This is a genomic window from Georgenia sp. Marseille-Q6866 (assembly GCF_965111665.1).
The window spans coordinates 27,734-48,730 of sequence record NZ_CBCOOR010000024.1 but is presented as its reverse complement, the minus strand read 5'-3'; the positions used below and the strand labels follow the sequence as shown (position 1 = coordinate 48,730).

At 74.0% G+C, this 20,997-nt stretch carries 21 protein-coding genes and 1 pseudogene; 16 read left to right on the top strand and 6 right to left on the bottom strand.

Annotated elements, in window-relative coordinates; genetic code table 11:
- From ACWPXV_RS15765 to ACWPXV_RS15735, 7 genes are all read left to right on the top strand, one after another.
- Window positions 1-302 (top strand): TilS substrate-binding domain-containing protein (locus ACWPXV_RS15765; RefSeq protein ID WP_454086106.1); only part of this gene is annotated, 302 nt, incomplete at its 5' end.
- 10 nt (window positions 303-312) lie between these two features.
- Window positions 313-867 carry a hypoxanthine phosphoribosyltransferase gene (gene hpt, locus ACWPXV_RS15760; protein ID WP_181424598.1) on the top strand — a complete coding sequence of 185 codons (555 nt, stop codon included), beginning with the start codon at window positions 313-315 and terminating at the stop codon, window positions 865-867.
- A 141-nt stretch (window positions 868-1,008) separates the two neighbouring features.
- On the top strand, window positions 1,009-3,030 hold the full coding sequence (gene ftsH / locus ACWPXV_RS15755) for an ATP-dependent zinc metalloprotease FtsH (protein ID WP_454086105.1): 2,022 nt from the start codon (window positions 1,009-1,011) through the stop codon (window positions 3,028-3,030).
- Entirely contained in the window at window positions 3,030-3,650 is a 621-nt protein-coding gene (gene folE, locus ACWPXV_RS15750; RefSeq protein ID WP_454086104.1) for a GTP cyclohydrolase I FolE, read from the top strand. Before ftsH ends, folE begins: the two co-directional genes overlap by 1 nt.
- 25 nt (window positions 3,651-3,675) lie before the next feature.
- On the top strand, window positions 3,676-4,539 hold the full coding sequence (gene folP / locus ACWPXV_RS15745) for a dihydropteroate synthase (RefSeq protein WP_454086103.1): 864 nt from the start codon (window positions 3,676-3,678) through the stop codon (window positions 4,537-4,539).
- Window positions 4,536-5,408: a 2-amino-4-hydroxy-6-hydroxymethyldihydropteridine diphosphokinase gene (gene folK, locus ACWPXV_RS15740; RefSeq protein WP_454086102.1), complete on the top strand. Its 873-nt coding sequence runs from the start codon at window positions 4,536-4,538 to the stop codon at window positions 5,406-5,408. The genes folP and folK overlap by 4 nt, the downstream gene beginning before the upstream one ends.
- Entirely contained in the window at window positions 5,408-5,863 is a 456-nt protein-coding gene (locus ACWPXV_RS15735) for a DUF3180 domain-containing protein (RefSeq protein WP_454086101.1), read from the top strand. The genes folK and ACWPXV_RS15735 overlap by 1 nt, the downstream gene beginning before the upstream one ends.
- Before the next feature lie 76 nt (window positions 5,864-5,939).
- Here the strand turns inward: ACWPXV_RS15735 and ACWPXV_RS15730 are convergent, their stop codons facing one another.
- Window positions 5,940-6,896 carry a DUF559 domain-containing protein gene (locus ACWPXV_RS15730; RefSeq protein WP_454086100.1) on the bottom strand — a complete coding sequence of 319 codons (957 nt, stop codon included), beginning with the start codon at window positions 6,894-6,896 and terminating at the stop codon, window positions 5,940-5,942.
- Between the two features lie 244 nt (window positions 6,897-7,140).
- Between ACWPXV_RS15730 and ACWPXV_RS15725 the strand changes: the two genes are divergently transcribed.
- The 6 genes and pseudogenes from ACWPXV_RS15725 (at window position 7,141) to ACWPXV_RS15700 (ending at window position 12,836) form a co-directional block, all read left to right on the top strand.
- Window positions 7,141-7,656: a PH domain-containing protein gene (locus ACWPXV_RS15725; protein WP_454086099.1), complete on the top strand. Its 516-nt coding sequence runs from the start codon at window positions 7,141-7,143 to the stop codon at window positions 7,654-7,656.
- Window positions 7,653-9,527 carry a PH domain-containing protein gene (locus ACWPXV_RS15720; RefSeq protein WP_454086098.1) on the top strand — a complete coding sequence of 625 codons (1,875 nt, stop codon included), beginning with the start codon at window positions 7,653-7,655 and terminating at the stop codon, window positions 9,525-9,527. The genes ACWPXV_RS15725 and ACWPXV_RS15720 overlap by 4 nt, the downstream gene beginning before the upstream one ends.
- A 61-nt stretch (window positions 9,528-9,588) precedes the next feature.
- Window positions 9,589-10,508: pseudogene (locus tag ACWPXV_RS15715) on the top strand (Rossmann-like and DUF2520 domain-containing protein); the annotation flags it as partial.
- A 78-nt stretch (window positions 10,509-10,586) separates the two neighbouring features.
- Window positions 10,587-11,429 carry a pantoate--beta-alanine ligase gene (panC, locus tag ACWPXV_RS15710; RefSeq protein ID WP_454086107.1) on the top strand — a complete coding sequence of 281 codons (843 nt, stop codon included), beginning with the start codon at window positions 10,587-10,589 and terminating at the stop codon, window positions 11,427-11,429.
- 2 nt (window positions 11,430-11,431) lie between these two features.
- Window positions 11,432-11,914 (top strand): aspartate 1-decarboxylase, encoded by a 483-nt coding sequence (panD, locus tag ACWPXV_RS15705; RefSeq protein ID WP_454086097.1) that lies wholly within the window; start codon window positions 11,432-11,434, stop codon window positions 11,912-11,914.
- A 1-nt stretch (window position 11,915) separates the two neighbouring features.
- Complete coding sequence (locus ACWPXV_RS15700) at window positions 11,916-12,836, top strand: AEC family transporter (RefSeq protein WP_454086096.1); 921 nt, start codon at window positions 11,916-11,918, stop codon at window positions 12,834-12,836.
- A gap of 87 nt (window positions 12,837-12,923) precedes the next feature.
- On the opposite strand, the gene ACWPXV_RS15695 is transcribed toward ACWPXV_RS15700, so the two are convergent.
- Window positions 12,924-13,616, bottom strand: a complete 693-nt coding sequence (locus ACWPXV_RS15695; RefSeq protein ID WP_454086095.1) for a uridine kinase family protein — start codon at window positions 13,614-13,616, stop codon at window positions 12,924-12,926.
- A 93-nt stretch (window positions 13,617-13,709) separates the two neighbouring features.
- On the opposite strand from ACWPXV_RS15695, the gene lysS reads away from it, so the two are divergent.
- Window positions 13,710-15,248, top strand: a complete 1,539-nt coding sequence (gene lysS / locus ACWPXV_RS15690) for a lysine--tRNA ligase (protein WP_454086094.1) — start codon at window positions 13,710-13,712, stop codon at window positions 15,246-15,248.
- 6 nt (window positions 15,249-15,254) lie between these two features.
- Here the strand turns inward: lysS and ACWPXV_RS15685 are convergent, their stop codons facing one another.
- From ACWPXV_RS15685 to ACWPXV_RS15675, 3 genes are all read right to left on the bottom strand, one after another.
- The gene (locus tag ACWPXV_RS15685; protein WP_454086093.1) at window positions 15,255-16,079 is read right to left on the bottom strand and encodes a DUF4349 domain-containing protein; all 825 of its coding nucleotides are present in this window, start codon (window positions 16,077-16,079) and stop codon (window positions 15,255-15,257) included.
- 86 nt (window positions 16,080-16,165) lie between these two features.
- Window positions 16,166-17,188, bottom strand: a complete 1,023-nt coding sequence (locus ACWPXV_RS15680; protein ID WP_454086092.1) for a YihY/virulence factor BrkB family protein — start codon at window positions 17,186-17,188, stop codon at window positions 16,166-16,168.
- 77 nt (window positions 17,189-17,265) lie between these two features.
- Complete coding sequence (locus ACWPXV_RS15675) at window positions 17,266-18,939, bottom strand: VWA domain-containing protein (protein ID WP_454086091.1); 1,674 nt, start codon at window positions 18,937-18,939, stop codon at window positions 17,266-17,268.
- 67 nt (window positions 18,940-19,006) lie between these two features.
- Here ACWPXV_RS15675 and ACWPXV_RS15670 point away from each other — a divergent pair, with 67 nt between their 5' ends.
- Window positions 19,007-20,161, top strand: coding sequence for an acyl-CoA dehydrogenase family protein (locus ACWPXV_RS15670; protein ID WP_454086090.1), 1,155 nt, complete (start codon window positions 19,007-19,009; stop codon window positions 20,159-20,161).
- On the opposite strand, the gene ACWPXV_RS15665 is transcribed toward ACWPXV_RS15670, so the two are convergent.
- Complete coding sequence (locus tag ACWPXV_RS15665; RefSeq protein WP_454086089.1) at window positions 20,162-20,515, bottom strand: DUF4440 domain-containing protein; 354 nt, start codon at window positions 20,513-20,515, stop codon at window positions 20,162-20,164. It abuts the gene before it with no gap.
- Between the two features lie 76 nt (window positions 20,516-20,591).
- On the opposite strand from ACWPXV_RS15665, the gene ACWPXV_RS15660 reads away from it, so the two are divergent.
- The gene (locus ACWPXV_RS15660) at window positions 20,592-20,966 is read left to right on the top strand and encodes an ankyrin repeat domain-containing protein (protein WP_454086088.1); all 375 of its coding nucleotides are present in this window, start codon (window positions 20,592-20,594) and stop codon (window positions 20,964-20,966) included.
- Window positions 20,967-20,997 lie beyond the last annotated feature (31 nt).

Genomic DNA, 20,997 nt, shown 5'->3' with positions numbered 1-20,997 from the left:
GGGGGGAAGGTGGTTCGGCCGAGACCACGGACCGGATGCACGTGCGCGGGGAGGGGGGTCAGGACGCCGCCGTCCTCGCCGGTGCGCACCCCGCGCTGCGGGGGCGGGTGCTCCACCTGGCCGCCACGGCGGCCGGGTGCCCGCCCGGTGCGCTCACCGCGGCGCACGTCGCGGCCCTCGAGGCGCTGGTCACGGACTACCGGGGCCAGGGGCCGCTGTCGCTGCCCGGCGCTGTCACGGCCGGGCGTCGGTGTGGCAGGCTGACCTTCGGCCGCCGCGGCCAGCGCGGCGCAGGTGAGTGAGGGAGTGCGCGTGGACGCCAGCGACATGGGAGACGACCTCGAGAAGGTCCTGCTGTCCAAGGAGCAGATCGAGGCCCGGCTCGACGAGATGGCGGCCGAGATCGACGCCGACTACGCTGGCAAGGACCTCCTGCTCGTCGGGGTGCTGCGCGGAGCCGTCATGGTCATGGCCGACCTCTCCCGCCGCCTGCACACCAGCATCGAGATGGACTGGATGGCGGTGTCGTCCTACGGGTCGGGCACCAAGTCCTCCGGCGTGGTGCGCATCCTCAAGGACCTCGACACCGACCTGCACGGGCGCCACGTGCTCATCGTCGAGGACATCATCGACTCCGGGCTCACGCTGTCCTGGCTCGTGTCGAACCTCCGCAGCCGCGGCCCCGCGTCCGTGGAGATCGCCACCCTGCTGCGCAAGCCGGAGGCCGCCAAGGTCGAGGTCGACGTCCGGTACGTCGGCTTCGACATCCCGCCGGAGTTCGTCATCGGCTACGGCCTGGACTTCGCCGAGAAGTACCGCCACCTGCCGTTCGTCGGCACGCTGGCCCCCCACGTCTACAACGGCTGAGCGCCTCGTGCGTGGCGTCCCGGCACCGGCCGGGAGGCCGTCCTGCCCTGGGCGAACACGCGCCCGCCTGCGCGGACTGTACGTGTAACGTCAAACGATGATCGATCGAGCAGGAGGGACCCGGCCGTCGCGCCGCCACCGATGAACGCCAAGAAGCTGCTCCGCGGCCCCATCGTGTGGGTCGTCCTCGTCCTCGTCCTCGCCTACCTCGGCGCCTCGATGCTCACCGGGGAGAGCCCCGAGGAGATCGACACCTCCGACGGCCTGGAGCTGCTCGCCGGTGACACCGTCGAGCAGGCGGAGGTCACCGACACCACCCAGCGCGTCGAGCTCGTCCTCAGCGAGGACTTCGAGGACAAGGGCGACCTCGTCGCCTTCTACTACGCGACCCCCCAGGGCGAGACCGTCATGGAGGCGATCGCCGCGGCCGACCCCGCCAAGGGCTTCAACTCCGAGGTACCGCGCCCCTCGTTCTGGTCCTCCGCCCTCAGCCTCCTGCTTCCGATGCTCATCCTCCTCGGCGTCTTCTGGTTCCTGCTGTCCCGCATGCAGGGCGGCGGCGGGATGATGAAGTTCGGCAAGTCCAAGGCCAAGATGGTCAACAAGGAGAACCCGCAGGTCACCTTCGCCGACGTCGCCGGCGCGGACGAGGCCGTCGAGGAGCTCGAGGAGATCCGCGAGTTCCTCGAGGACCCGACGAAGTTCCAGGCCGTGGGGGCCAAGATCCCCAAGGGCGTCCTCCTGTACGGCCCGCCCGGGACCGGCAAGACGCTCCTCGCCCGCGCCGTCGCCGGCGAGGCCGGGGTGCCCTTCTACTCGATCTCCGGCTCGGACTTCGTCGAGATGTTCGTCGGCGTCGGCGCCTCGCGGGTGCGCGACCTCTTCGAGCAGGCCAAGACGAACTCCCCGGCCATCATCTTCGTCGACGAGATCGACGCCGTCGGACGCCACCGCGGCGCGGGCATGGGTGGCGGGCACGACGAGCGCGAGCAGACGCTCAACCAGCTCCTCGTCGAGATGGACGGCTTCGACGCGACGACGAACGTCATCCTCATCGCCGCCACCAACCGGCCCGACATCCTCGACCCCGCGCTCCTGCGGCCGGGACGCTTCGACCGCCAGATCACCGTCGAGGCCCCCGACCTCCAGGGCCGCACCGCGATCCTGCGGGTCCACGCCCGCGGCAAGCCGATGGTCCCGGAGATCGACCTCCAGATGGTCGCCAAGCGCACCCCCGGCTTCACCGGCGCGGACCTGGCCAACGTCCTCAACGAGGCGGCCCTCCTCACCGCGCGCTCCGGCGCCGACCTCGTCGACGACCGCGCGCTGGACGAGGCGATCGACCGTGTCATCGCCGGGCCGCAGAAGCGCACCCGGCTGATGAACGAGAAGGAGAAGAAGATCACCGCCTACCACGAGGGCGGCCACGCCCTCACGGCGGCGGTCCTCCGGTACACCGACCCGGTGACCAAGGTGACGATCCTTCCCCGCGGCCGCGCCCTGGGCTACACCATGGTCATGCCGAGCGAGGACAAGTACTCGACCACCCGCAACGAGCTGCTCGACCAGCTCGTCTACGCGATGGGCGGGCGCGTGGCCGAGGAGATCGTCTTCCACGACCCCACCACCGGTGCCTCCAACGACATTGAGAAGGCCACCGGCCTGGCCCGCAAGATGGTCACCCAGTACGGGATGAGCGACCGGATCGGCGCGGTCAAGCTCGGCACCGACACCGGGGAGCCGTTCCTCGGCCGCGACATGGGCCACCAGCGCGACTACTCCGAGGACATCGCCCGGATCGTCGACGAGGAGGTCCGCCGCCTCATCGACTCCGCACACGACGAGGCCTGGGAGATCCTCCACGAGTACCGCGACGTCCTGGACCACCTCGTCCTGGAGCTCCTCGAGCACGAGACCCTCAACGAGAAGGAGCTCGCCGCGATCTTCGCGCCCATCGTCAAGCGCCAGCCCCGGCCGGTGTGGCTCTCCTCGGTCACCCGGACCGTGTCCGACCGTCCCCCGGTCCGCACGCCCGCCGAGCAGCGCACCGGTGACGACGGCATGCTCCCGCAGGACGAGGCGGCCGCGGCCGGCGGCGAGGGCCCCGGGTTGGGCGAGGTCCCGCCGTCGGGGCAGGTCGGCGGCCCGGCCGAGGGCCTGTGATGGCCGACGAGCAGGACCCGGCGGCCCTCCCGGACGACGCCGGGACCCTCCGCCCCTACGACGCCGAGGGCGTCCGGGCGGCGGTGCGTGACCTGCTCGTCGCCGTCGGGGAGGACCCGGACCGCGAGGGCCTGCGCGACACCCCCGCCCGGGTCTCGCGCGCCCTGCAGGAGATCTTCGCCGGGATGCGGACCGACCCGGCCGAGGTCCTCGCGACGACCTTCGACCTCGGCCACGAGGAGATGATCCTCGTGCGGGACATCGAGGTGTACTCCACCTGCGAGCACCACCTGCTGCCCTTCCACGGCGTCGCGCACGTCGGCTACATCCCCGGGCACCAGGGCCGCGTCACCGGGCTGAGCAAGATCGCCCGGCTCGTGGAGACCTTCGCCCGCCGCCCGCAGGTGCAGGAGCGGCTCACCTCGCAGATCGCCGACGCTCTCGTCACGCACCTGGACCCGCAGGGCGTCATCGTCGTCATCGAGTGCGAGCACCTGTGCATGTCGATGCGCGGGGTCCGCAAGCCCGGCGCCCGGACGATCACCTCCGCCGTCCGTGGCCAGATGCGTCAGGCCGCCACGCGCGCGGAGGCGATGAGCCTCATCGCGCCCCACCGCTGACGTGGCCGCCCCCTATCCTGGGCCGGTGGGCAGCTCTCGAGCACGTGCCGCCGACCTCGCGGGGGTCGGCCGGACGCTCGTCATGGGCGTCGTCAACGTCACGCCCGACTCCTTCTCCGACGGCGGACGCTGGGACCGCCCGGACGCCGCCCTCCGCCACGCCCGCGAGCTCCTCGCCCAGGGCGCCGACCTCCTCGACGTCGGCGGGGAGTCCACCCGGCCGGGCTCGGAGCGGGTACCACCGGCCGCCGAGATCGACCGCGTCCTGCCCGTCGTCACCGAGCTCGCCGCCCAGGGCGCCGTCGTCAGCGTCGACACCGTCCACGCCGAGACGGCCGAGGCCTGCCTGCGGGCGGGCGCCGTCGTCGTCAACGACGTCTCCGGCGGGCTCGCCGACCCCGACATCCTCGCCGTCACCGCCCGCCACGGCGCCTGGTACGTGCTCGGCCACTGGCGCGGGGACCCCGCGACGATGAACGAGCGCGCCGTCTACGACGCGGTCGTCAGCGAGGTCTGCACCGAGCTCGCGGCGCGGGTGGAGGTGGCGCTCGGGGCGGGCCTGGACCCGGAGCTGCTCGTCCTGGACCCCGGGCTGGGCTTCGCCAAGGACGCCGGGCACAACTGGCAGCTCCTCGCCCACCTCGACCGGCTCCAGGCGCTCGGGTACCCCGTGCTCGTCGGCGCCTCCCGCAAGCGCTTCCTCGGCACCCTGCTCGCGGGGGACGACGGCACGCCCGCGCCGCCCCTCGCCCGGGACGCGGCGACGGCGGCCGTCTCCGCGCTCGCGGCCGCAGCCGGCGTGTGGGGCGTGCGCGTCCACGACGTGCCCGGCAGCCGCGACGCCGTGCGGGTCGGCGACGCGCTCGCGGCCGCGAGGGGGGCGTCATGACCGACCGGATCACGCTGACGGGGCTGCGGGCCCGGGGCCGGCACGGCGTCCTCGCCGCCGAGCGGGAGCTGGGCCAGGAGTTCAGCGCGGACGTCGTCCTCCACCTCGACACCCGCGCGGCCGCCGCCGGTGACGACCTCACCCGCACGGTCAACTACGCCGAGGTCGCGCGCGAGGTCGTCGACGTGCTCGCCGGGCCGCCCGTCGACCTCGTCGAGACGGTCGCGGCGACCATCGCCGAGCGCGTGCTCGCCCACCCGAGGGTGCTCGCCGTCGACGTCACCGTCCACAAGCCGCAGGCACCGGTCCCGGTGCCCTTCGCCGACGTCACCGTGCACGTTCACCGCCGGGCGGACGACGACGGCGGCGCGCGTGACGTCGTCGTCGCCCTCGGCGGGAACCTCGGGGACGTGCGGGCCACGCTGGCCGCGGCGCTCACCCAGCTCGCGCAGCACCCGCGGGTGACGGTCGCCGGGGTCTCCCCGCTGCTGCGCTCGCAGGCCCTCACCCTGCCCGGTGCGGGCCCGCAGCCGGACTACCTCAACGCCGTCGCCGTCCTGCGCACCGACCTGCCGCCGCGCGAGCTGCTCGCGCTGTGCCAGGGGCTGGAGCTGGGCCACGGGCGGGTGCGGGGGGAGCGCTGGGGCGCGCGGCCGCTGGACCTTGACCTCGTCGCGGCCGGCGCGCTCACCTGGCAGGATGCCGACCTCACCCTCCCGCACCCGCGCGCCCACGAGCGCGCCTTCGTGCTCGCGCCGTGGGCGCGGGTGCAGCCGGAGGCCGTGCTGCCCGGGCACGGTCCGGTGGCCGAGCTCGCCGCCGGCCTCGGGGCTGTCGACTGGGTGGCCGAGGACTGGTGGGAGGCCTGATGCGAAGGACGAGCTGGCAGACGCTGCTGGGGACGGGCGTCGTCGCGGGCGCGCTCTCCTATCTCGGGCTCACCGTGCTCGAGACGCGCAGCGGGACCGTCGTGCCGGTGTCGGCGCAGACGTGGCTGGTGCTCGCCGTCGTCGCCGTCGTCCTCCTCCTCCTGGGCCGCTCGGTGCGCCGCCTCACCGAGGGGCGCACCACCCGTATGGACCACCTGCGCGCGGCGCGCGTGGCGATGTTCGCCAAGGCCTGCTCGCTGTGCGGTGCCGCCTTCACCGGCTACTTCGCCGCCCAGGTGGCCGTCGCCTGGACCAACATCTCCGCCCCCGCGCTGCGGGACCACGCCGTCTGGTCCGGCGCCGCGGGCGTGGCCGCCCTCGTGCTCCTCGTGGTGGCCCTGGTGGTCGAGCAGTGGTGCCGTCTCCCCCCGGAGGACGACCCCGAACCCGCCTGACCCGCTAAGCGCATATGCGCGAAAATTGCTGCCATTCTGGCGCGCAGCGTGCGTTTTTCGCGCATATGCGAAGGGGTTAGGAGGACCGGCCGGGGAAGTGGCGAGCCCAGGTGGTCGACAGAGCCGGGACGGGGGCGCCCGCTGCCTTCATGGCGGTCACGATCCGGGCGAGGGTCTGGTCGGGGTGCTGGTAGATGTCCGCCGCCCTGATGACGATGATGCGCCAGCCGATGGAGTCGAGGTACTCGCGCCGGGAGACGTCGTGGTCCCACTGCTCCGGGTCCTCGGCGTGGTGTCGCCCGTCGTACTCGAAGCCGAGGAGCGCCGCGACGTAGCCCATGTCCAGGCGGTAGACGACGGTGCCGTCCTCGAGCCGGATCTCAATCTGCAGCTCGGGCTCGGGCAGACCGGCGAGGACCACGAGCATGCGCAGGCGTGTCTCCATCGGGGACTCGACGCCGGCCCGGACGTACACGCTGGCACGCCTGGCCGCCACGCTTCCCTTGCGCCTGCTCGCGAGGCAGGCAGCTCGCAGCTTCTCGGGCGTCGTGTGGCCGTTCCTCACCAGGCCGTCCCCGACGACGACGAGGTCCACGAGGCTCAGCCGTCGTGCCAGGTCGATGAACGTGTGCTCCGGCGAGGTCACCCGGACGCCGCGGACGTGGTGCTCGGGGACCAGGCCCTGGTCGACGTGGAAGATGATGCCGTCCACCGCGTGACGCTCAGCGGCGGTGGCCACGCTGACGTGGATGTCGGCGTCCTCGGGGACGGCGGCACCCCACAGCCGCGCCGCCGTCGTGAAGCTGGCCACGGCTCCCTGCCCCGTGAGTGCCAGAGCGGCGTGGGCCCGCGTCCACGTGTCGTCGGCAGCGTCGACGGGGAGGTGGACGCCGTGGAACACGCGGCGATAGGCCTTGCGTCGGAGCAGGGACGGGTTGAGTCCATGAGCGGCGGCGTCACGGGTGAGGAGCGGCGTGACGCAGTCCTTCTCCGCGGCCCGGGCGAAGGAAGCAGGGACGGGGTCGATGGACATGGCAGCACTCTCGCGCCGACGTCGACCTTCAGTCCGGGCCACAACGCGAGACGGTGGCCCGTGCCGCCCCACCCGTGCCCTGTGGAGCACCGTGCTCTCCGGGGCCCGACCTCCCCACCCGCCAACCCGGCATATGTGGGAGTCCTACTGCTCCTGGGGAGCACTGCCCGCGATATTCACCCATATGCGAGGGGTGGGCGGGGGTGTGGGAGGCTCTCGGTGCTGACCGACGAGAGGACCACCCATGAGCGACATGCCAGGCCGGCAAGGAGCGACGCGCAACCCGTTCGCACCCGAGGGCCTCACCTTCACACCCGTCTCCGCCGGCCTCACCAAGGTGCGGCTCATCTCGGTGGCGGTGTGGCTGGGGCTGCCGCTCGTCGCGCTCATCGTCCTCGCCGTCCTCTTCCCCGGCTGGTGGTGGTCCATCCCGATCGGCGTGCTCGTCCTGCTCGTCGTGTGGCTGGGCTGGCTCGTCCCGCGCCAGGTGCGCTCGATCGGCTACGCCGAGCGCGAGGAGGACCTCCTCATCCGCAAGGGCATCCTCTTCCGCCAGCTCACCGTCGTGCCCTACGGCCGCATGCAGTACGTCGACGTCCAGGCCGGCCCGATGGACCGCTGGGCGAACGTCGCCAAGGTCCAGCTCCACACGGCCTCCGCGCAGACCGACGCCTCGATCCCCGGCCTGCCGCCGGAGGAGGCGTCCCGGCTGCGTGACCGCCTCAGCGAGCGCGGCGAGTCGAGGCTGGCCGGCCTGTGAGCACCGAGCAGCAGCCGGCTCCCGAGGAGCACGTCGACTGGCGGCGCGTCCACAAGGTCACGCCCGTCCTCAACGCGTGGAAGGTCATCGTCGCGCTCTTCGCGGTGCTGGTCTGGCAGAACACCCAGCTCCTCGCCGAGGTGTGGGAGGACCGCGACACCGTCAACTGGACGCTCGTCCTCCTCATCGGCGGCGGCGCCGTCTTCCTGCTCCTCCTCGTCCTCACCGTGTACTCGGTGCTGTCGTGGCGGATGATGCGCTACGCCGTCGGGCGCGACGCCGTCTTCCTCCACAGCGGCATCCTCTTCCGCCAGCAGCGGCACGCCCGCCTCAACCGCATCCAGGCGGTGGACGTCGTCCAGCCGCTCCTCGCGCGCCTCTTCGGCCTGGCCCAGCTGAAGATCGAGACGGCGGGCGGCACCGGCTCGTCGGTCGTCCTCGCCTTCCTCAAGGAGGACGAGGCCCAGCGGCTGCGTCGGGAGGTCCTGGACCGTGCCGCGGACCGCGGCACGACGACGACGCCGGCACCTCCGTCGAGCGGTGAGGCGGCCCCCGTGGCCGCACCCGGCGTCACCCCTCCCCGGCCCGATGTCGAGCGCGAGCTGCTCACGGTCCCCACCGGCCGGCTCGTCGGCTCGCTCGCGCTGTCGGGCTCGATGATCGCGCTCGTCCTCGTCCTCATCGGCCTGCTCGTCGCGGCGATCGCCGCCGAGAGCTTCGCGCCTCTCGCCGGTGCGCTGCCGGGCTTCATCGGCTGGGGCACCTACCTGTGGGGCCGGTTCACCGGCGGCTTCAACTTCCGCGCCGCGATCTCCGCCGACGGCATCCGCCTGCGCTACGGCCTGCTCGAGACGCGCACGCAGACGGTGCCCCCGGGCCGCATCCACACGGTCGGGCTCAAGCAGCCGCTCCTGTGGCGCAGCCGGGGCTGGTGGCGCGTGGAGGTGAACGTCGCGGGCTACGGGGGTCTGGAGAACCAGATGGAGTCGACGACGGGCACGGTGCTGCTGCCCGTCGGCTCCCGTGGCGACGCACTGACCGCCCTGTGGCTCGTCCTGCCCGACCTCGGCGTCCCGAACCCGCAGGCCGTCATCGACGCCGCGCTCGAGGGCTCCGGTGACGCCGCCGGCTTCGCCACGAGCCCCCGCGGCGCCCGCTGGCTCGACCCGCTCTCGTGGCGGCGCAACGGCATCCAGCTCACCGAGAGCGCCGTTCTCATGCGCACCGGCCGCTTCAACCGCGCGCTGGCGATCGTGCCGCACGAGCGCACCCAGTCCCTGGCCCTGAGCCAGGGGCCGCTGGAGCGACGCGTCGGGATCGCCAACGTCGTCGCCGCCACCGTGGGCGGCTCGGTCGCGACCACCGCGCACCACCTCGAGCAGATGACGGCGCTCGCCATCCTCAGTGAGGCCTCCGAGCGCTCCCGCGCCGCCCGCCACCGCGAGTCCCCCGAGGAGTGGATGCGCCGGGTGGGTCTCATCGGCCCGGCCGCCCCGCAGCCTGGGGTCGACGGGGCCCCGCCGCCCACGGGCGGCCCGGTCAACGCGGCGCCGACGGGTGCGCCCGGGCAGGCGCCTCCGACGGGTGTGCCGGTGCAGGCGCCTGCGACAGGTGTGCCGGTGCAGGCGCCTCCGACGGGTGTGCCGGTGCAGGCACCGCCGGCTGGACCTCCCGTCCAGGCCCCGCCTTCCGCCGGTGCTCCCACGAGCCCACCGCCGCCCGCCACCGCGCCTCGCGACGACGTGCCGCCACCGCCGGCCGGGGCGCCGCTGGCACCTCGCCCCGACGTGCCGCCGCCGCCGGCCGGGGTGCCGCTGGCGCCTCCGCCGCCCGCCGGGCCGCCGGTCCAGGGCCCGCCCAGCGGCCGCTGAGGCGGCCGGCGGTGTCGGACGTCACCGGCGGCGGGCCGGCGGGCGGGGCGATAATGACGCGGTGACTGCGAGCGTGCCTGGAGACGTCCCGCCGTCGTCCCGACCCGGACGACTCGGCGTGGGCGTCGTCGGCGCGGGCCGCGTCGGTGCCGTCCTCGGCAGCGCGCTGCGGGCCGCCGGGCACAGCGTCGTCGGCGCCAGCGCGGTGTCCGAGGACAGCCGCGACCGCGTCGACGCGCTCCTGCCGGGGGTCCCGGTGCTCGAGGTCCCCGAGATCGTCGAGCGCGCCGAGCTCGTCCTCCTCACCGTCCCGGACGACGCCCTCGCCGGCCTCGTCCAGGGCATCGCCGACACCGGCGGCTGGCAGGCCGGCCAGATCGTCGTCCACACCGCCGGCCGCTACGGCACCGGCGTCCTCGCGCCCGCGCAGCGCGCGGGTGCGATCCCCGTGGCCCTGCACCCGGCGATGACCTTCACCGGCACGAGCATCGACCTCTCCCGGCTGGTCGGCTGCCCCTTCGCCGTCACCGCGCCCGCGCCGGTGCTGCCGATCGGCCAGGCGCTCGTCGTCGAGATCGGCGGCGAGCCCGTGGCGCTGCCCGAGTCGGCACGCCCGCTCTACCACGCGGCCCTCGCGCACGGCGCCAACCACCTCGTCACCCTCGTGACCCAGGCGATGCGCGTGCTCGGCCGCGCCGGCGTCGACGAGCCCGGGCTCTACCTCGGCCCCCTCCTCACCGCGGCCCTCGACGGCACCCTGCGCGACGGCGAGCTCGCGCTCACCGGCCCCGTGCTGCGCGGGGACGCCGGCACCGTCGCCGAGCACCTGGCCAGCCTCGTGGCCCTCGCGGCCGAGGACTCCGGCCTCGCCGACCTCCCCCGGCCTACCGCACCCTCGCCCGCGTCACCACGCAGCGGGCCTGGTCCGCGGGCCGCCTCACCGACTCCGCCGCCCAGCTCCTGCTCGACGCCGTCGCCGAGGCGCCCGTCCCCGCCCTCCCGGCAGCCGACGACGACGCAGCCGACGACGACGCAGCCGCGGAGCCCGCGCCGTCGCCCGTGCTCGTGCGCACCCGGGCGGACCTGCGGGAGGTGCTCGACCGGCAGCGCGGCACCCGCGCCGTCGTCATGACGATGGGGGCGCTGCACGAGGGGCACCTCGACCTCGTGCGCGAGGCCCGCCGCCGGGCCGACCACGTCGTCGTCACCATCTTCGTCAACCCGCTTCAGTTCGCGCCGGGGGAGGACCTCGACGCCTACCCGCGTGACCTCGAGGCGGACCTCGCCAAGCTCGCCGACGTGGGCGCCGACGTCGTCTTCGCCCCCGATGCCGAGACGATGTACCCGAACGGCGACCCGCGGGTGCGGGTGGAGCCGGGCCCGCTCGCGACCCTCCTCGAGGGCGCCACCCGGCCCACCCACTTCGGCGGCGTCCTCACCGTCGTGCTCAAGCTCCTCCACCTCACCCGGCCGCACGTGGCGCTCTTCGGGCAGAAGGACGCCCAGCAGCTCGCTCTCGTCCGGGCGATGGTGCGCGACCTCGACGTCGACGTCGAGGTCGTCGGCGTGCCGATCCGCCGCGAGCCCGACGGCCTGGCGATGAGCAGCCGCAACGCCTACCTCAGCGACACCGACCGGGCCGCCGCGCTCGCGCTCTCCGGCGCCCTCGACGCGGCCCGCGGGGCCGCCGCCGGCGGGCCCGAGCCGGTGCTGGCCGCCGCGCGCGAGCGTCTGGCCGCCGAGCCGGGCGTGCGGCTCGACTACCTCCAGCTCGTCGACCCTGAGACGATGGAGCCCGTGCCCGTGGACGCGAGCGGCCCCGCCCTCCTCGTCGTCGCCGCCTGGGTCGGGACCACCCGGCTCATCGACAACACGATTCTCGACCTCTGGAAGGACGAGTGACGATGCCAGCGCCCAGCTCGCTGCAGCGACCCATGCTCATCGGCAAGATCCACCGCGCCACCGTGACCGCGGCGGACCTCCACTACGTCGGCTCCATCACCGTGGACGCCGACCTGCTGGACGCCGCGGACCTCCTGCCCGGCCAGCAGGTCGACGTCGTCGACATCACCAACGGCTCGCGGCTCACCACCTACGTCATCCCCGGCGAGCGGGGCAGGGGCGACATCCAGATCAACGGGGCGGCCGCCCACCACGTCCACCCCGGCGACCTCGTCATCCTCATCGCCTACGGCATGCTCAGCGACGCCGACGCGCGCACCTACGAGCCGTCGGTCGTCTTCGTCGACGAGCACAACCGGATCCTCGACGTCGGCCAGGAGCCGGCCCAGCTGCCCGCCGCGGCGGACGAGGTGCCCTACCACGTCGAGCCCAGCGGCGTCCCCTTCGCCGACTACCGCGCCGAGGCAGTCACCGGGCCACGCTGAGGTGACCGGCGTCCTCGAGGGCTTCGGCGCGCTCGCGGTGCTCATCGCCCTCGGCGCCGTCCTCGCGCACGTCGGCTTCCTCACCTACGCCAGCCAGACGATGCTCGTCCGGCTGGCCTTCTGGGTCGCCAGCCCCGCGCTGCTGCTCACGGTCGTCGCCGACGCCGACGTCCACGCAGTGTTCTCGGCGAACCTCGTGGCCACCGCGGGCGCCGTCGCCGGGGCGCTGACCCTCTACCTGCTCCTGTCGCGGGTCGTCGCGCGGCGGCCCGCCCCGGAGACGGTCGTCGCCGCGCTGTGCTCGATGTACGTCAACGCCGGCAACCTCGGGCTGCCGGTCGCCGCCTACGTGCTCGGGGACGCCGCCCTCGTCGCCCCGGTCATCCTGCTCCAGCTCGTGCTGCTGCAGCCGCTCGCCCTCGCGGTCCTCGACCGCACGACGGCGGGACGCGGGATGGGCGCGCGACGGCTCGCCTGGCGGACCGTGCGCAACCCGCTCATGCTCGGCGCGGTGCTCGGGCTCGTCCTCGCGCTCACCGGCCTGCAGCTCCCGAGCGTCGTCCGCGCGCCGGTCGACCTGCTCGGCGGGATGGCCGTGCCCGCGATGCTGCTCGCCTACGGGGTCTCCCTGCGGCTGGGCCCCAAGCCCGGGGCGGGCTCACCGGCCCGCGAGCTTGCGCTCGTCGTCGGGCTCAAGCTCCTCGTCCAGCCTGCCCTCGCCTACCTCATCGGCGTCGCGCTGGGCCTGCAGGACACCGCCCTCTACGCCGTCGCCGTGCTCGCGGCGCTCCCCACGGCGCAGAACGTCTTCGTCGTCGCGAGCCGGTACGACCGCGGCGTCGTCCTGGCCCGCGACGCGATCTTCCTCTCGACGATCGGCTCGGTCCCGGTGATCCTCGCGATCACCGCCCTCCTCGCCTGACGCCGCGCCACCGCCCCCTCCCCGCATATGCGCGAAAAGTGCGGTGGCACGCGCATTGAGGCCGCGCTTTTCCCGCATATGCGGGGTCTAGGGGCGGGTGGCCAGCGAGCGGATGTACTGCTCGGCCTCGGCGACGCGCATCCTGCGGGCGCCGCGGCGCTCGAGCTCGGCGATCATCCCCGGCTCGACCCGCGCGAGGTTGAGGCCGCGGCGCAGCAGCGTGAGCGGGGGCTTGCGGGCCTCGCCGAGGTCGCGCAGGAGCCGGAACCAGAAGGTCTGCAGGCGTGGGCGCCACAGGCACAGGGCGTCGGCGAGGATGTCCTCGTCGCGGCACTCGGCGATGAGCTCGGCGGCGAAGATGCCCTCGGCGAGGACGATGGGGCTGCCGCCGGCATCGAACTGGGTGGTCGTCGTGCGCCGGTTGGTCGGGATGTCGTAGAGCGGCACCTCCGCGCGGCCGGTGCGGGCGATCTCGAGGAGCGCAGCCAGCGCCCCCTCGCGGTCCCAGCTGCGCGGGTCGTCCCAGTCGACGATCCCGTACCGGCGCGGCAGCTCGGGGTGGTCGCCGTCGCGGTAGAAGTCGTCCAGCGAGACGACCGGCAGGCCGAGCCGGCCGGTGAGGGAGGTCTTGCCCGAGCCGGAGGGCCCGGTGAGAAGCACCACCCGCACGGGCGTGCGGCGGGCACCCGGGGGGATGTCGAAGAGGCCGGGCTGGCTGACGGCGTCCGCGCCGGGACCGGCCTCCGCGTCGCCTGTCGCGCCGGTGCTCGTCGCGCCCATCACCCATCCCCTCGTGCGCCGCCTCGGCCCGGCGCGTCCGCACGAGGATAGCGCCGGGCCCGGCCCCGACGTGCCGCTGGATAGGATCGGGGGGTGAGTGAGACGACCCCCACCGTGCCGGCCCCCGAGGACCACGACCAGGACGTTCCCGAGCAGGTCCGGGTGCGTGCCGAGAAGCGCGCCCGGATGCTGGCCGAGGGTGTCGACCCCTACCCCGTCACCCTCCCGGTGACGACGACGATCCCCGCCGTCCGGGAGAGGTACTCCGGGCTCGAGGCGGGGGAGGAGACCGACGACGTCGTCGGCGTCGCCGGGCGGGTCATGTACCTGCGCAACACGGGCAAGCTGTGCTTCGTCACGCTCCAGAGCGGGGACGGCACCCGCCTGCAGGCGATGCTCTCCCGCGCGGAGGTCGGGGAGGAGGCGCTGGCCTCCTTCAAGGCCGACGTCGACCTCGGTGACCACCTCTTCGTCCAGGGCCGCGTCATCGCCTCCCGCCGCGGGGAGCTGAGCATCTTCGCCGACTCCTACCGGCTGGCCGCCAAGTCCCTGCGCCCGCTGCCCAAGACCTACGAGACCGAGGACGGCGCGCAGGTCGCGCTCTCCGAGGAGGGGCGCGTGCGCCGCCGCCACCTCGACCTCATCATGCGCCCGGCCGCCCGCGACATGGTCCGCACCCGCGCCGCCGTCGTGCGGTCGCTGCGCCGCAACCTCGACGAGCGGGACTTCCTCGAGATCGAGACGCCGATGCTCCAGGTGCAGCCCGGTGGCGCCGCCGCGCGGCCCTTCGTCACCCACATGAACGCCTACGACGTCGACCTCTACCTCCGCATCGCGCCCGAGCTCTTCCTCAAGCGGGCCGTCGTCGGCGGGATCGACCGCGTCTTCGAGATCAACCGCAACTTCCGCAACGAGGGCGCCGACTCCAGCCACTCCCCGGAGTTCGCCATGCTCGAGGCCTACGAGGCCTACGGCTCGTACGACACGATGGCCGAGCTCACCCGCCACCTCGTCCAGCGGGCCGCGCAGGACGCCTTCGGGACCACGACCGTGCCCCTGGCGGACGGCAGCGAGTACGAGCTCGGGGGCGAGTGGGCCGAGCTGTCCCTGTTCCCCTCGCTCAGCGCCGCGCTCGGTGAGGAGGTCACGCCGCAGACCTCCCTGGAGGAGCTCACCCGCCACGCCGAGCGCCTCGAGGTGCCCGTCGCCCCGCACTACACGCCCGGCAAGGTCGTCGAGGAGATGTGGGAGCACCTCGTGGGCGACCACCTCCACGCCCCGACCTTCGTGCGGGACTACCCCGTGGACACCTCCCCGCTCACCCGCGCGCACCGCTCGGTGCCCGGCGTCGTGGAGAAGTGGGACCTGTACGTGCGCGGCTTCGAGCTCGCCACCGCCTACTCCGAGCTCGTCGACCCGGTGGTCCAGCGCGAGCGCTTCGCGGCGCAGGCGCTCGTCGCCGCCGCGGGAGACCCGGAGGCCATGGTCCTGGACGAGGACTTCCTCCAGGCGATGGAGCAGGGCATGCCGCCGGCCGGTGGCATGGGCATGGGCATCGACCGCCTCCTCATGGCCCTCACCGGCCACGGCATCCGCGAGACGATCACCTTCCCGCTGGTCAAGCGCCTCTGACGGCGCTCAGGCCGTCGCCGGCTCCCGGCGCCGGCGACGGCGCAGCGCGACGACGACGACGGCGAGCGGCACCCCCAGGGCGACGAGCCACGGCAGGACGGCGCCGAGGACGACGAGCAGCCCGCCGGCAAAGCCGACGAGCGCGGCCCAGCCGTCCTGCAGGCCACCGACGAAGCCCCCGGTGGCGAGCTGGACGGGACTGTCCGCGCCGACGCTCACGTGGAGCGAGGACATCGCCACCTGCTCGCTGAGGTGGGCGCGCTCGGCCTGCAGCGCCTCGAGCTCGGCCTGCCGCTCGCTCAGCGCGTCCTCCGCGGCGAGGAGCGTCTGGCTCGAGTCGGCCTCGGCCATGAGGCCGAGGAGCCGCTCGGTGGAGGTCTCCAGGGCGGCGATGCGGGCGTCGAGGTCGCGGCCCTGGCGGGTGACGTCCTCGGAGGAGATGGACACGTCCAGGGTCTCACCGACGGCCTCGAGGCCGTCGAGGACGCCGGTGAGCTCGGCCGCGGGGACGCGCACGGTGAGCCGGCCGGAGGCCTCGGCCTCGTCCGTGGCCGCGTACTCGGCGCGCTCCTCGACGTAGCCACCCACCCCCTCGACGAGCCCGACGACCTCGTCCATCGCGGTGAGCGGGTCCTCGGCGACGAGCGAGAGGGACCCGGTCGTCACGACCTCCCGCGGGCCGGCCTCCGAGTCGGCGGCCTCCTCCACGGCCATGTCGCCGCCGCCCGCTGCGCTCTCCGCGCCGCCGCTGTCGTCGCCGCCGCCGCCCGAGCATGCGAGGAGGCCGAGGACGACCATCAGGCCGAGCACCACTGTCCGCAGGAGTCTCATGCCCGGACCGTAGCGACATCTGCCTCCGGGCGGCACCGGGGTGGCCGAACCGTGACCGGACCGGGACCGGGGCGTGACGTGAGCGGCTACTCCCGCCCGTCCGTCCACGACTCGCGCAGGCTGCGGGCCCGCGCCTCGTCGGCGGTGCGGCGGGCCGCGGCGCGGTGGCTGGCGCGCTCGTCACGGACGTCCACCTGGATGTGACGGTCGGCCTCGACGCCGCTGACGAGCTGGCGGGCCCGCGCCAGCTCCCGGTCGAGCTCGGCGCCGAGGAGCAGGGAGATGTTGATGAGCCACAGCCACAGGACGAGGACGACGATGCCCGCCAGCGTCGCGCCGTAGGTCGTCTCGAAGTACCCGGCGAGCCGCAGGTAGAGCTGGAAGCCGAAGGACGCGACGAGCGCGATGCCCAGCGCCAGGAGCGAGCCGGGGGAGACGAGCCGGAAGCGCTGGTACCGGACGTTCGGCGTCGTGAAGTAGAGCAGGGAGATGACGACGAGCCCGGCGAGCAGCACGACCGGCCAGCGGGCCAGCTCCCACACGGTGACGGACGCCTCCACCTCCAGCGTCTGCCCCACGGCCCGGGCGACCGGGCCCGAGACGACCGCGAACAGCGTGACGAGGGTGGCGAAGACGACGAGGACGAGCGTGGTGAGCAGGTGCCAGCCGAGCAGCTGCAGCGCCGGGCGTCCCTCCTCGACGCCGTAGATCCGGTTCATCGCCCGGCCGAAGGAGCCGACGTAGCCGGCCGCGATCCACAGCGAGGACCCGACGCCGAGGGCGAGGGTCCACCCTGCGGCAGGGTGCTCGAGCACGGAGCGGACAGGCTCGCTGATCACGTTGAGCGCGTCCTCGTCCGGGGCGAGCTGGCCGACGATCTCGAGCATCGTGTCGGTGCTCGCCGGTCCCTGCCCGGCCAGGGCGAGCACGGAGGTGAGCATGATGACGAGCGGGGGGATCGCGAGGACGGAGAAGAGGGTCAGCGCCGCGGACCGGTCCAGGCACTCGTCGGCGAGGAAGTCGCGCAGCGCCTTGCCCAGCATGAAGCGCCGCGACGGGCGTCGCCCCGCTCTCGTCGCGGTCCGCTGCGGGACTGCCTGCTGCGCCATCCGGCCTCCTGCACATACGGAAGCACGAAGGACCACGCGCCGCGCGACGGCGGGGTCAGTGGCGCAGGGCGCCCCCACTACCCGGGGCGGGGGCGGTGGGTGAGCGCGTCGACGAAGACGGTGCGGATGTCGGCGGGGTCGCGCGCGAGGTAGCTGCGCCCACCGGTCTGGGCGGCGATGAGCCGCAGCACCTCCTCGTCGGCGCCGGGCCCCATGCCGACGGTGATGACGGGGATCGGCCGGCTCGGGTCGATCCGGGCCTGCAGCTCGGCGAGCAGCTCGTCCAGGGAGATGCCGTCGTCGTCCTCGTCGACGCCGTCGGTGAGGAGGACGACGGAGTTCACGTACCCGGGCTCGTAGGTGTCCTGCACCTGCCGGTAGGCGGCGAGCACGGTGTCGTACAGGCCGGTGTCCCCGCCCGGGCGGGCGTGCTCGGCGAGGGTCTCGGTCGCGGCGAGCAGCTCCTCGCGGTGCTCGCCGCCCCCCTCCTCGCCGTGGAGCGGGGCGATCGGCGCGAGCTCGGTCCAGTCGGTGCCGCCGGGGTGGTCGGTGGAGAACACCCACAGTCCCACCTGGGAGCTCAGCGGGAAGACGCTCAGTGCGGTCTGGGCGGAGGCGCCCGCGAGGGCGATCCGTGTCTGGTCGCCGACCGGCTGGAGCATCGAGCCGGAGACGTCGATGACGGCGAGCATGCGCATGTCGACCGCGACGGTGCGCCACACCGTGACGACGGCGTCGGCCTCGGCGGCCGTCGGCTGGGGCAGCGGGGCGGCCGCGTCCACGGGGACGCCGGGGAGCTCGGGCCCGGCGTCGTCTCCGGGGGCCCGGAAGCCGGCCGCCCGTACGTCCGCCGCACCGGCCTCGTCGGTGAGGGCCTCCTCGAGCGCGGCGAGCGCGCCGCGCATGCCCACCCCGTTGTCGGGTCCGGGGAGCGGCACCCACGTGTAGGTGAGGGCGCCGGTGCCCTCGGCCGGGACGACGGCCTGCAGCGGGGTGACGACGTTCGCGGCGCGCTGCCCCGCGACCTGCTGCTCGGTGGCGACGACGGCGGGTGCTGCCTCGGCGTCCTCCCCCGCGTAGGTGAGGAGCTCGTCCGGGTCGGCGACGAGCCGGGACATCTGGATCATGGCCGCGCCGAGGAGCTGGTCGCCCTCGGGCGTGCCGCTCAGCGCCGCGTGGGCGGAGTGGAGGAGGAGCAGGCTCGCCGTCGACGTCACGGGGTCGGCGATCCGCGGGGCGAGCGGGCCGGAGAGGATCTCCCGCCACGGCTGCGGCCCGTTCGCCGCTGTCGACTCCGCCAGCGTCGCGGGGACGGCGAGGAGGACGGGGGTGGTGGCGAGGACCGGGCCGGCGGTCAGCGCGGGCGCCTGCGGGTCCTGGTTGACCCGCTCGACCCACACCTCGGAGTCCGGGATCCACACCCGGGACGGCACGACGCCGCTGCGAATCTGCTCCGCCGTGTCCGCCGAGGAGCTCGTCGCGACGGCGAAGGTCGTGCACGGGTCCTCGTCCTCGAGCCGGTCCGCGGCCGCCACGACGACGGGAGCGAAGTCCGGGGTGGTGGTCACCGGGACGGTGAGCTCCTGCGCGCAGCCCCCGCCGGTCGGACCCGGCGTCCCGGTCGCGGCGGGTGCGGCGCCGTCGTCGCGGAGGAGTGCCCAGGCGGGGAGGGCGAGCACGACGACGACCACGAGCACGCCGAGGACCCGCGCGAAGGTGCCCCCGCCACGCGTCGTCGCGTCATCGGCCATGCTGCCTGAACCTAGCCCCTCGACGCGCCGACCGGAAGAGGCCCGCCGACGGACCTACGCTCGGGTCATGACCACCGAGCTGCTGCCCGACGCCCTCCTCGACCGGATCCGGGACCGCGCGGCCCGCTACGACCGCGAGAACGCCTTCTTCACCGAGGACCTCGCCGAGCTCGTCGAGGCCGGCTACCTCACCGCGATGGTCCCCACCGAGCTGGGGGGCGCCGGGCTCAGCCTGGAGGAGATGACCCGCCAGCAGATGCGGCTGGCCGGCGCCGCACCCGCGACGGCGCTCGCCGTCAACATGCACCACGTGTGGGTGGCGGTGGCCCGCACCGTCCGGGCCAGCGGTGACCACTCCTGCGACTTCATCCTCGAGGAGGCGGCCGACGGGGAGATCTTCGCCTTCGGGGTCTCCGAGGCCGGCAACGACCTCGTCCTCTTCGGCTCGGCGAGCGACGCCGTGCCCGACGGCGAGGGCGGCTACTCCTTCCACGGGACGAAGATCTTCACCTCCTTCTCCCCGGCCTGGACCCGCCTGGGAACCTTCGGCACCGACCGGACCGGCGGGGACGACCGCAACGTGTGGGGTTTCGTCACCCGTGACGGGGGCGGCGTGGAGGTGAAGGACGACTGGGACGCGATGGGGATGCGCGCCTCGCAGTCGTGCACCACCGTGCTGTCCGGTGCCCACGCCCCGGCCGAGCGGATCGTGCGCCGCATCGAGCCGGGCCCCACGATGGACCCGTTCATCTTCGGGATCTTCGCCGCCTTCGAGGTCCTCCTCGCCAGCGTCTACACCGGCATCGCGGCGCGGGCGATCGACGTCGCCGTCGAGACGGTGCACAAGCGCCGCTCGATGGCCGCCGGCGGCGCCCCCTACGCCCACGACCCCGACATCCGCTACCGGCTCGCCGACGCCGCGATCGCGCTCGACGGCATCTACCCGCAGATCGCGCAGATCGCCCGCGACGTCGACGAGCAGGTGGACCGCGGGCCGCTGTGGCTGCCGCAGCTGTCCGCCGTCAAGACGCGTGCGACGGAGACCGCCAAGGACGTCGTCGAGAAGGCGGTGCGCGTCTCGGGCGGCTCGTCCTACGTCAGCCGCAGCGAGCTCTCCCGGCTGTACCGGGACGTCCTCGCCGGGATCTTCCACCCGAGCGACGACGAGTCCGTCCACCGCGCGTGGGCCGCCGCGCTCCTCGGGCCGGTCCCGCCCGCCTGATCAGCGCGGCGTGTGCTGGTGGCTCACCAGCCGCCAGCCGCCCGCCCGCCGCACGTAGACGCTGGCGACGAGGGCCGAGTAGGGCTGCCCCGCACGCTCCGCCTCGACGCCGTAGCTGACGACGGCGACGTCCGCGGTGGGTTCGAGCACGTCCAGGCCGCTGAGGCGGTGGGTGTCCCAGGACGGGCCGTCCATCGTCGCGAGCACCTGCTCGCGCCCGGCGAGCAGCAGGCCACCGGGGAAGAGCATGCGGACGTCGTCGTCCAGCACCTCGTCGTAGAAGGCGACGGCGCTCGCGGGGCTCGTGGAGAGTGCCTGCCAGCCCAGGCGCTCGAGGTCCGCAGGTCCGGTCATCAGGGGGCTCCTTCCCTCCCGTGGCACGCTACTGCGCCGAGGCGCCGGCGTCACGGGTGCCGCCTACAGTGGCGGCATGGGACTTTCCGACGAGCAGGCAGCGAAGGTCGTCGCGATGGCCATGGAGCTGGCGCGGCAGGGTGGGACGACGGAGGTACTCGAGCTGGTCGACCACGGGCTGCCGGTCGACACCCGCGACGGCGAGGGCAACACGATGCTCATGCTCGCCGCCTACCACGGCAAGGTGGACACGGTGCGGGCGCTCGTCGAGCGCGGCGCCGACGTCGACCTGCGCAACGCGCGCGACCAGTCCCCGATCGCCGGCGCCCTGTTCAAGGGCGAGGAGGAGGTCGTCACCGTGCTCCGCGACGCGGGCGCGGACCTCGACTCCGGCACCCCCAGCGCCCGGGCCACGGCCGAGATGTTCGGCCGCTCCCACCTGCTGGCCTGAGACGCGCGAAGGCCCGGGCGACCGTGGTGGT

Excerpts from the sequence above, each read along its gene's own strand:
- ACWPXV_RS15725 (WP_454086099.1), top strand. The coding sequence starts at position 7,141 with ATGAGCGACATGCCAGGCCGGCAAGGAGCGACGCGCAACCCGTTCGCA.
- ACWPXV_RS15665 (WP_454086089.1), bottom strand. The coding sequence starts at position 20,515 with ATGACCGGACCTGCGGACCTCGAGCGCCTGGGCTGGCAGGCACTCTCC.
- ACWPXV_RS15730 (WP_454086100.1), bottom strand. The coding sequence starts at position 6,896 with ATGTCCATCGACCCCGTCCCTGCTTCCTTCGCCCGGGCCGCGGAGAAG.
- ACWPXV_RS15735 (WP_454086101.1), top strand. The coding sequence starts at position 5,408 with ATGCGAAGGACGAGCTGGCAGACGCTGCTGGGGACGGGCGTCGTCGCG.
- ACWPXV_RS15695 (WP_454086095.1), bottom strand. The coding sequence starts at position 13,616 with ATGGGCGCGACGAGCACCGGCGCGACAGGCGACGCGGAGGCCGGTCCC.
- ACWPXV_RS15680 (WP_454086092.1), bottom strand. The coding sequence starts at position 17,188 with ATGGCGCAGCAGGCAGTCCCGCAGCGGACCGCGACGAGAGCGGGGCGA.
- ACWPXV_RS15675 (WP_454086091.1), bottom strand. The coding sequence starts at position 18,939 with ATGGCCGATGACGCGACGACGCGTGGCGGGGGCACCTTCGCGCGGGTC.
- ftsH (WP_454086105.1), top strand. The coding sequence starts at position 1,009 with ATGAACGCCAAGAAGCTGCTCCGCGGCCCCATCGTGTGGGTCGTCCTC.
- folE (WP_454086104.1), top strand. The coding sequence starts at position 3,030 with ATGGCCGACGAGCAGGACCCGGCGGCCCTCCCGGACGACGCCGGGACC.
- ACWPXV_RS15670 (WP_454086090.1), top strand. The coding sequence starts at position 19,007 with ATGACCACCGAGCTGCTGCCCGACGCCCTCCTCGACCGGATCCGGGAC.
- panD (WP_454086097.1), top strand. The coding sequence starts at position 11,432 with ATGCCAGCGCCCAGCTCGCTGCAGCGACCCATGCTCATCGGCAAGATC.
- ACWPXV_RS15660 (WP_454086088.1), top strand. The coding sequence starts at position 20,592 with ATGGGACTTTCCGACGAGCAGGCAGCGAAGGTCGTCGCGATGGCCATG.
- ACWPXV_RS15685 (WP_454086093.1), bottom strand. The coding sequence starts at position 16,079 with ATGAGACTCCTGCGGACAGTGGTGCTCGGCCTGATGGTCGTCCTCGGC.
- folK (WP_454086102.1), top strand. The coding sequence starts at position 4,536 with ATGACCGACCGGATCACGCTGACGGGGCTGCGGGCCCGGGGCCGGCAC.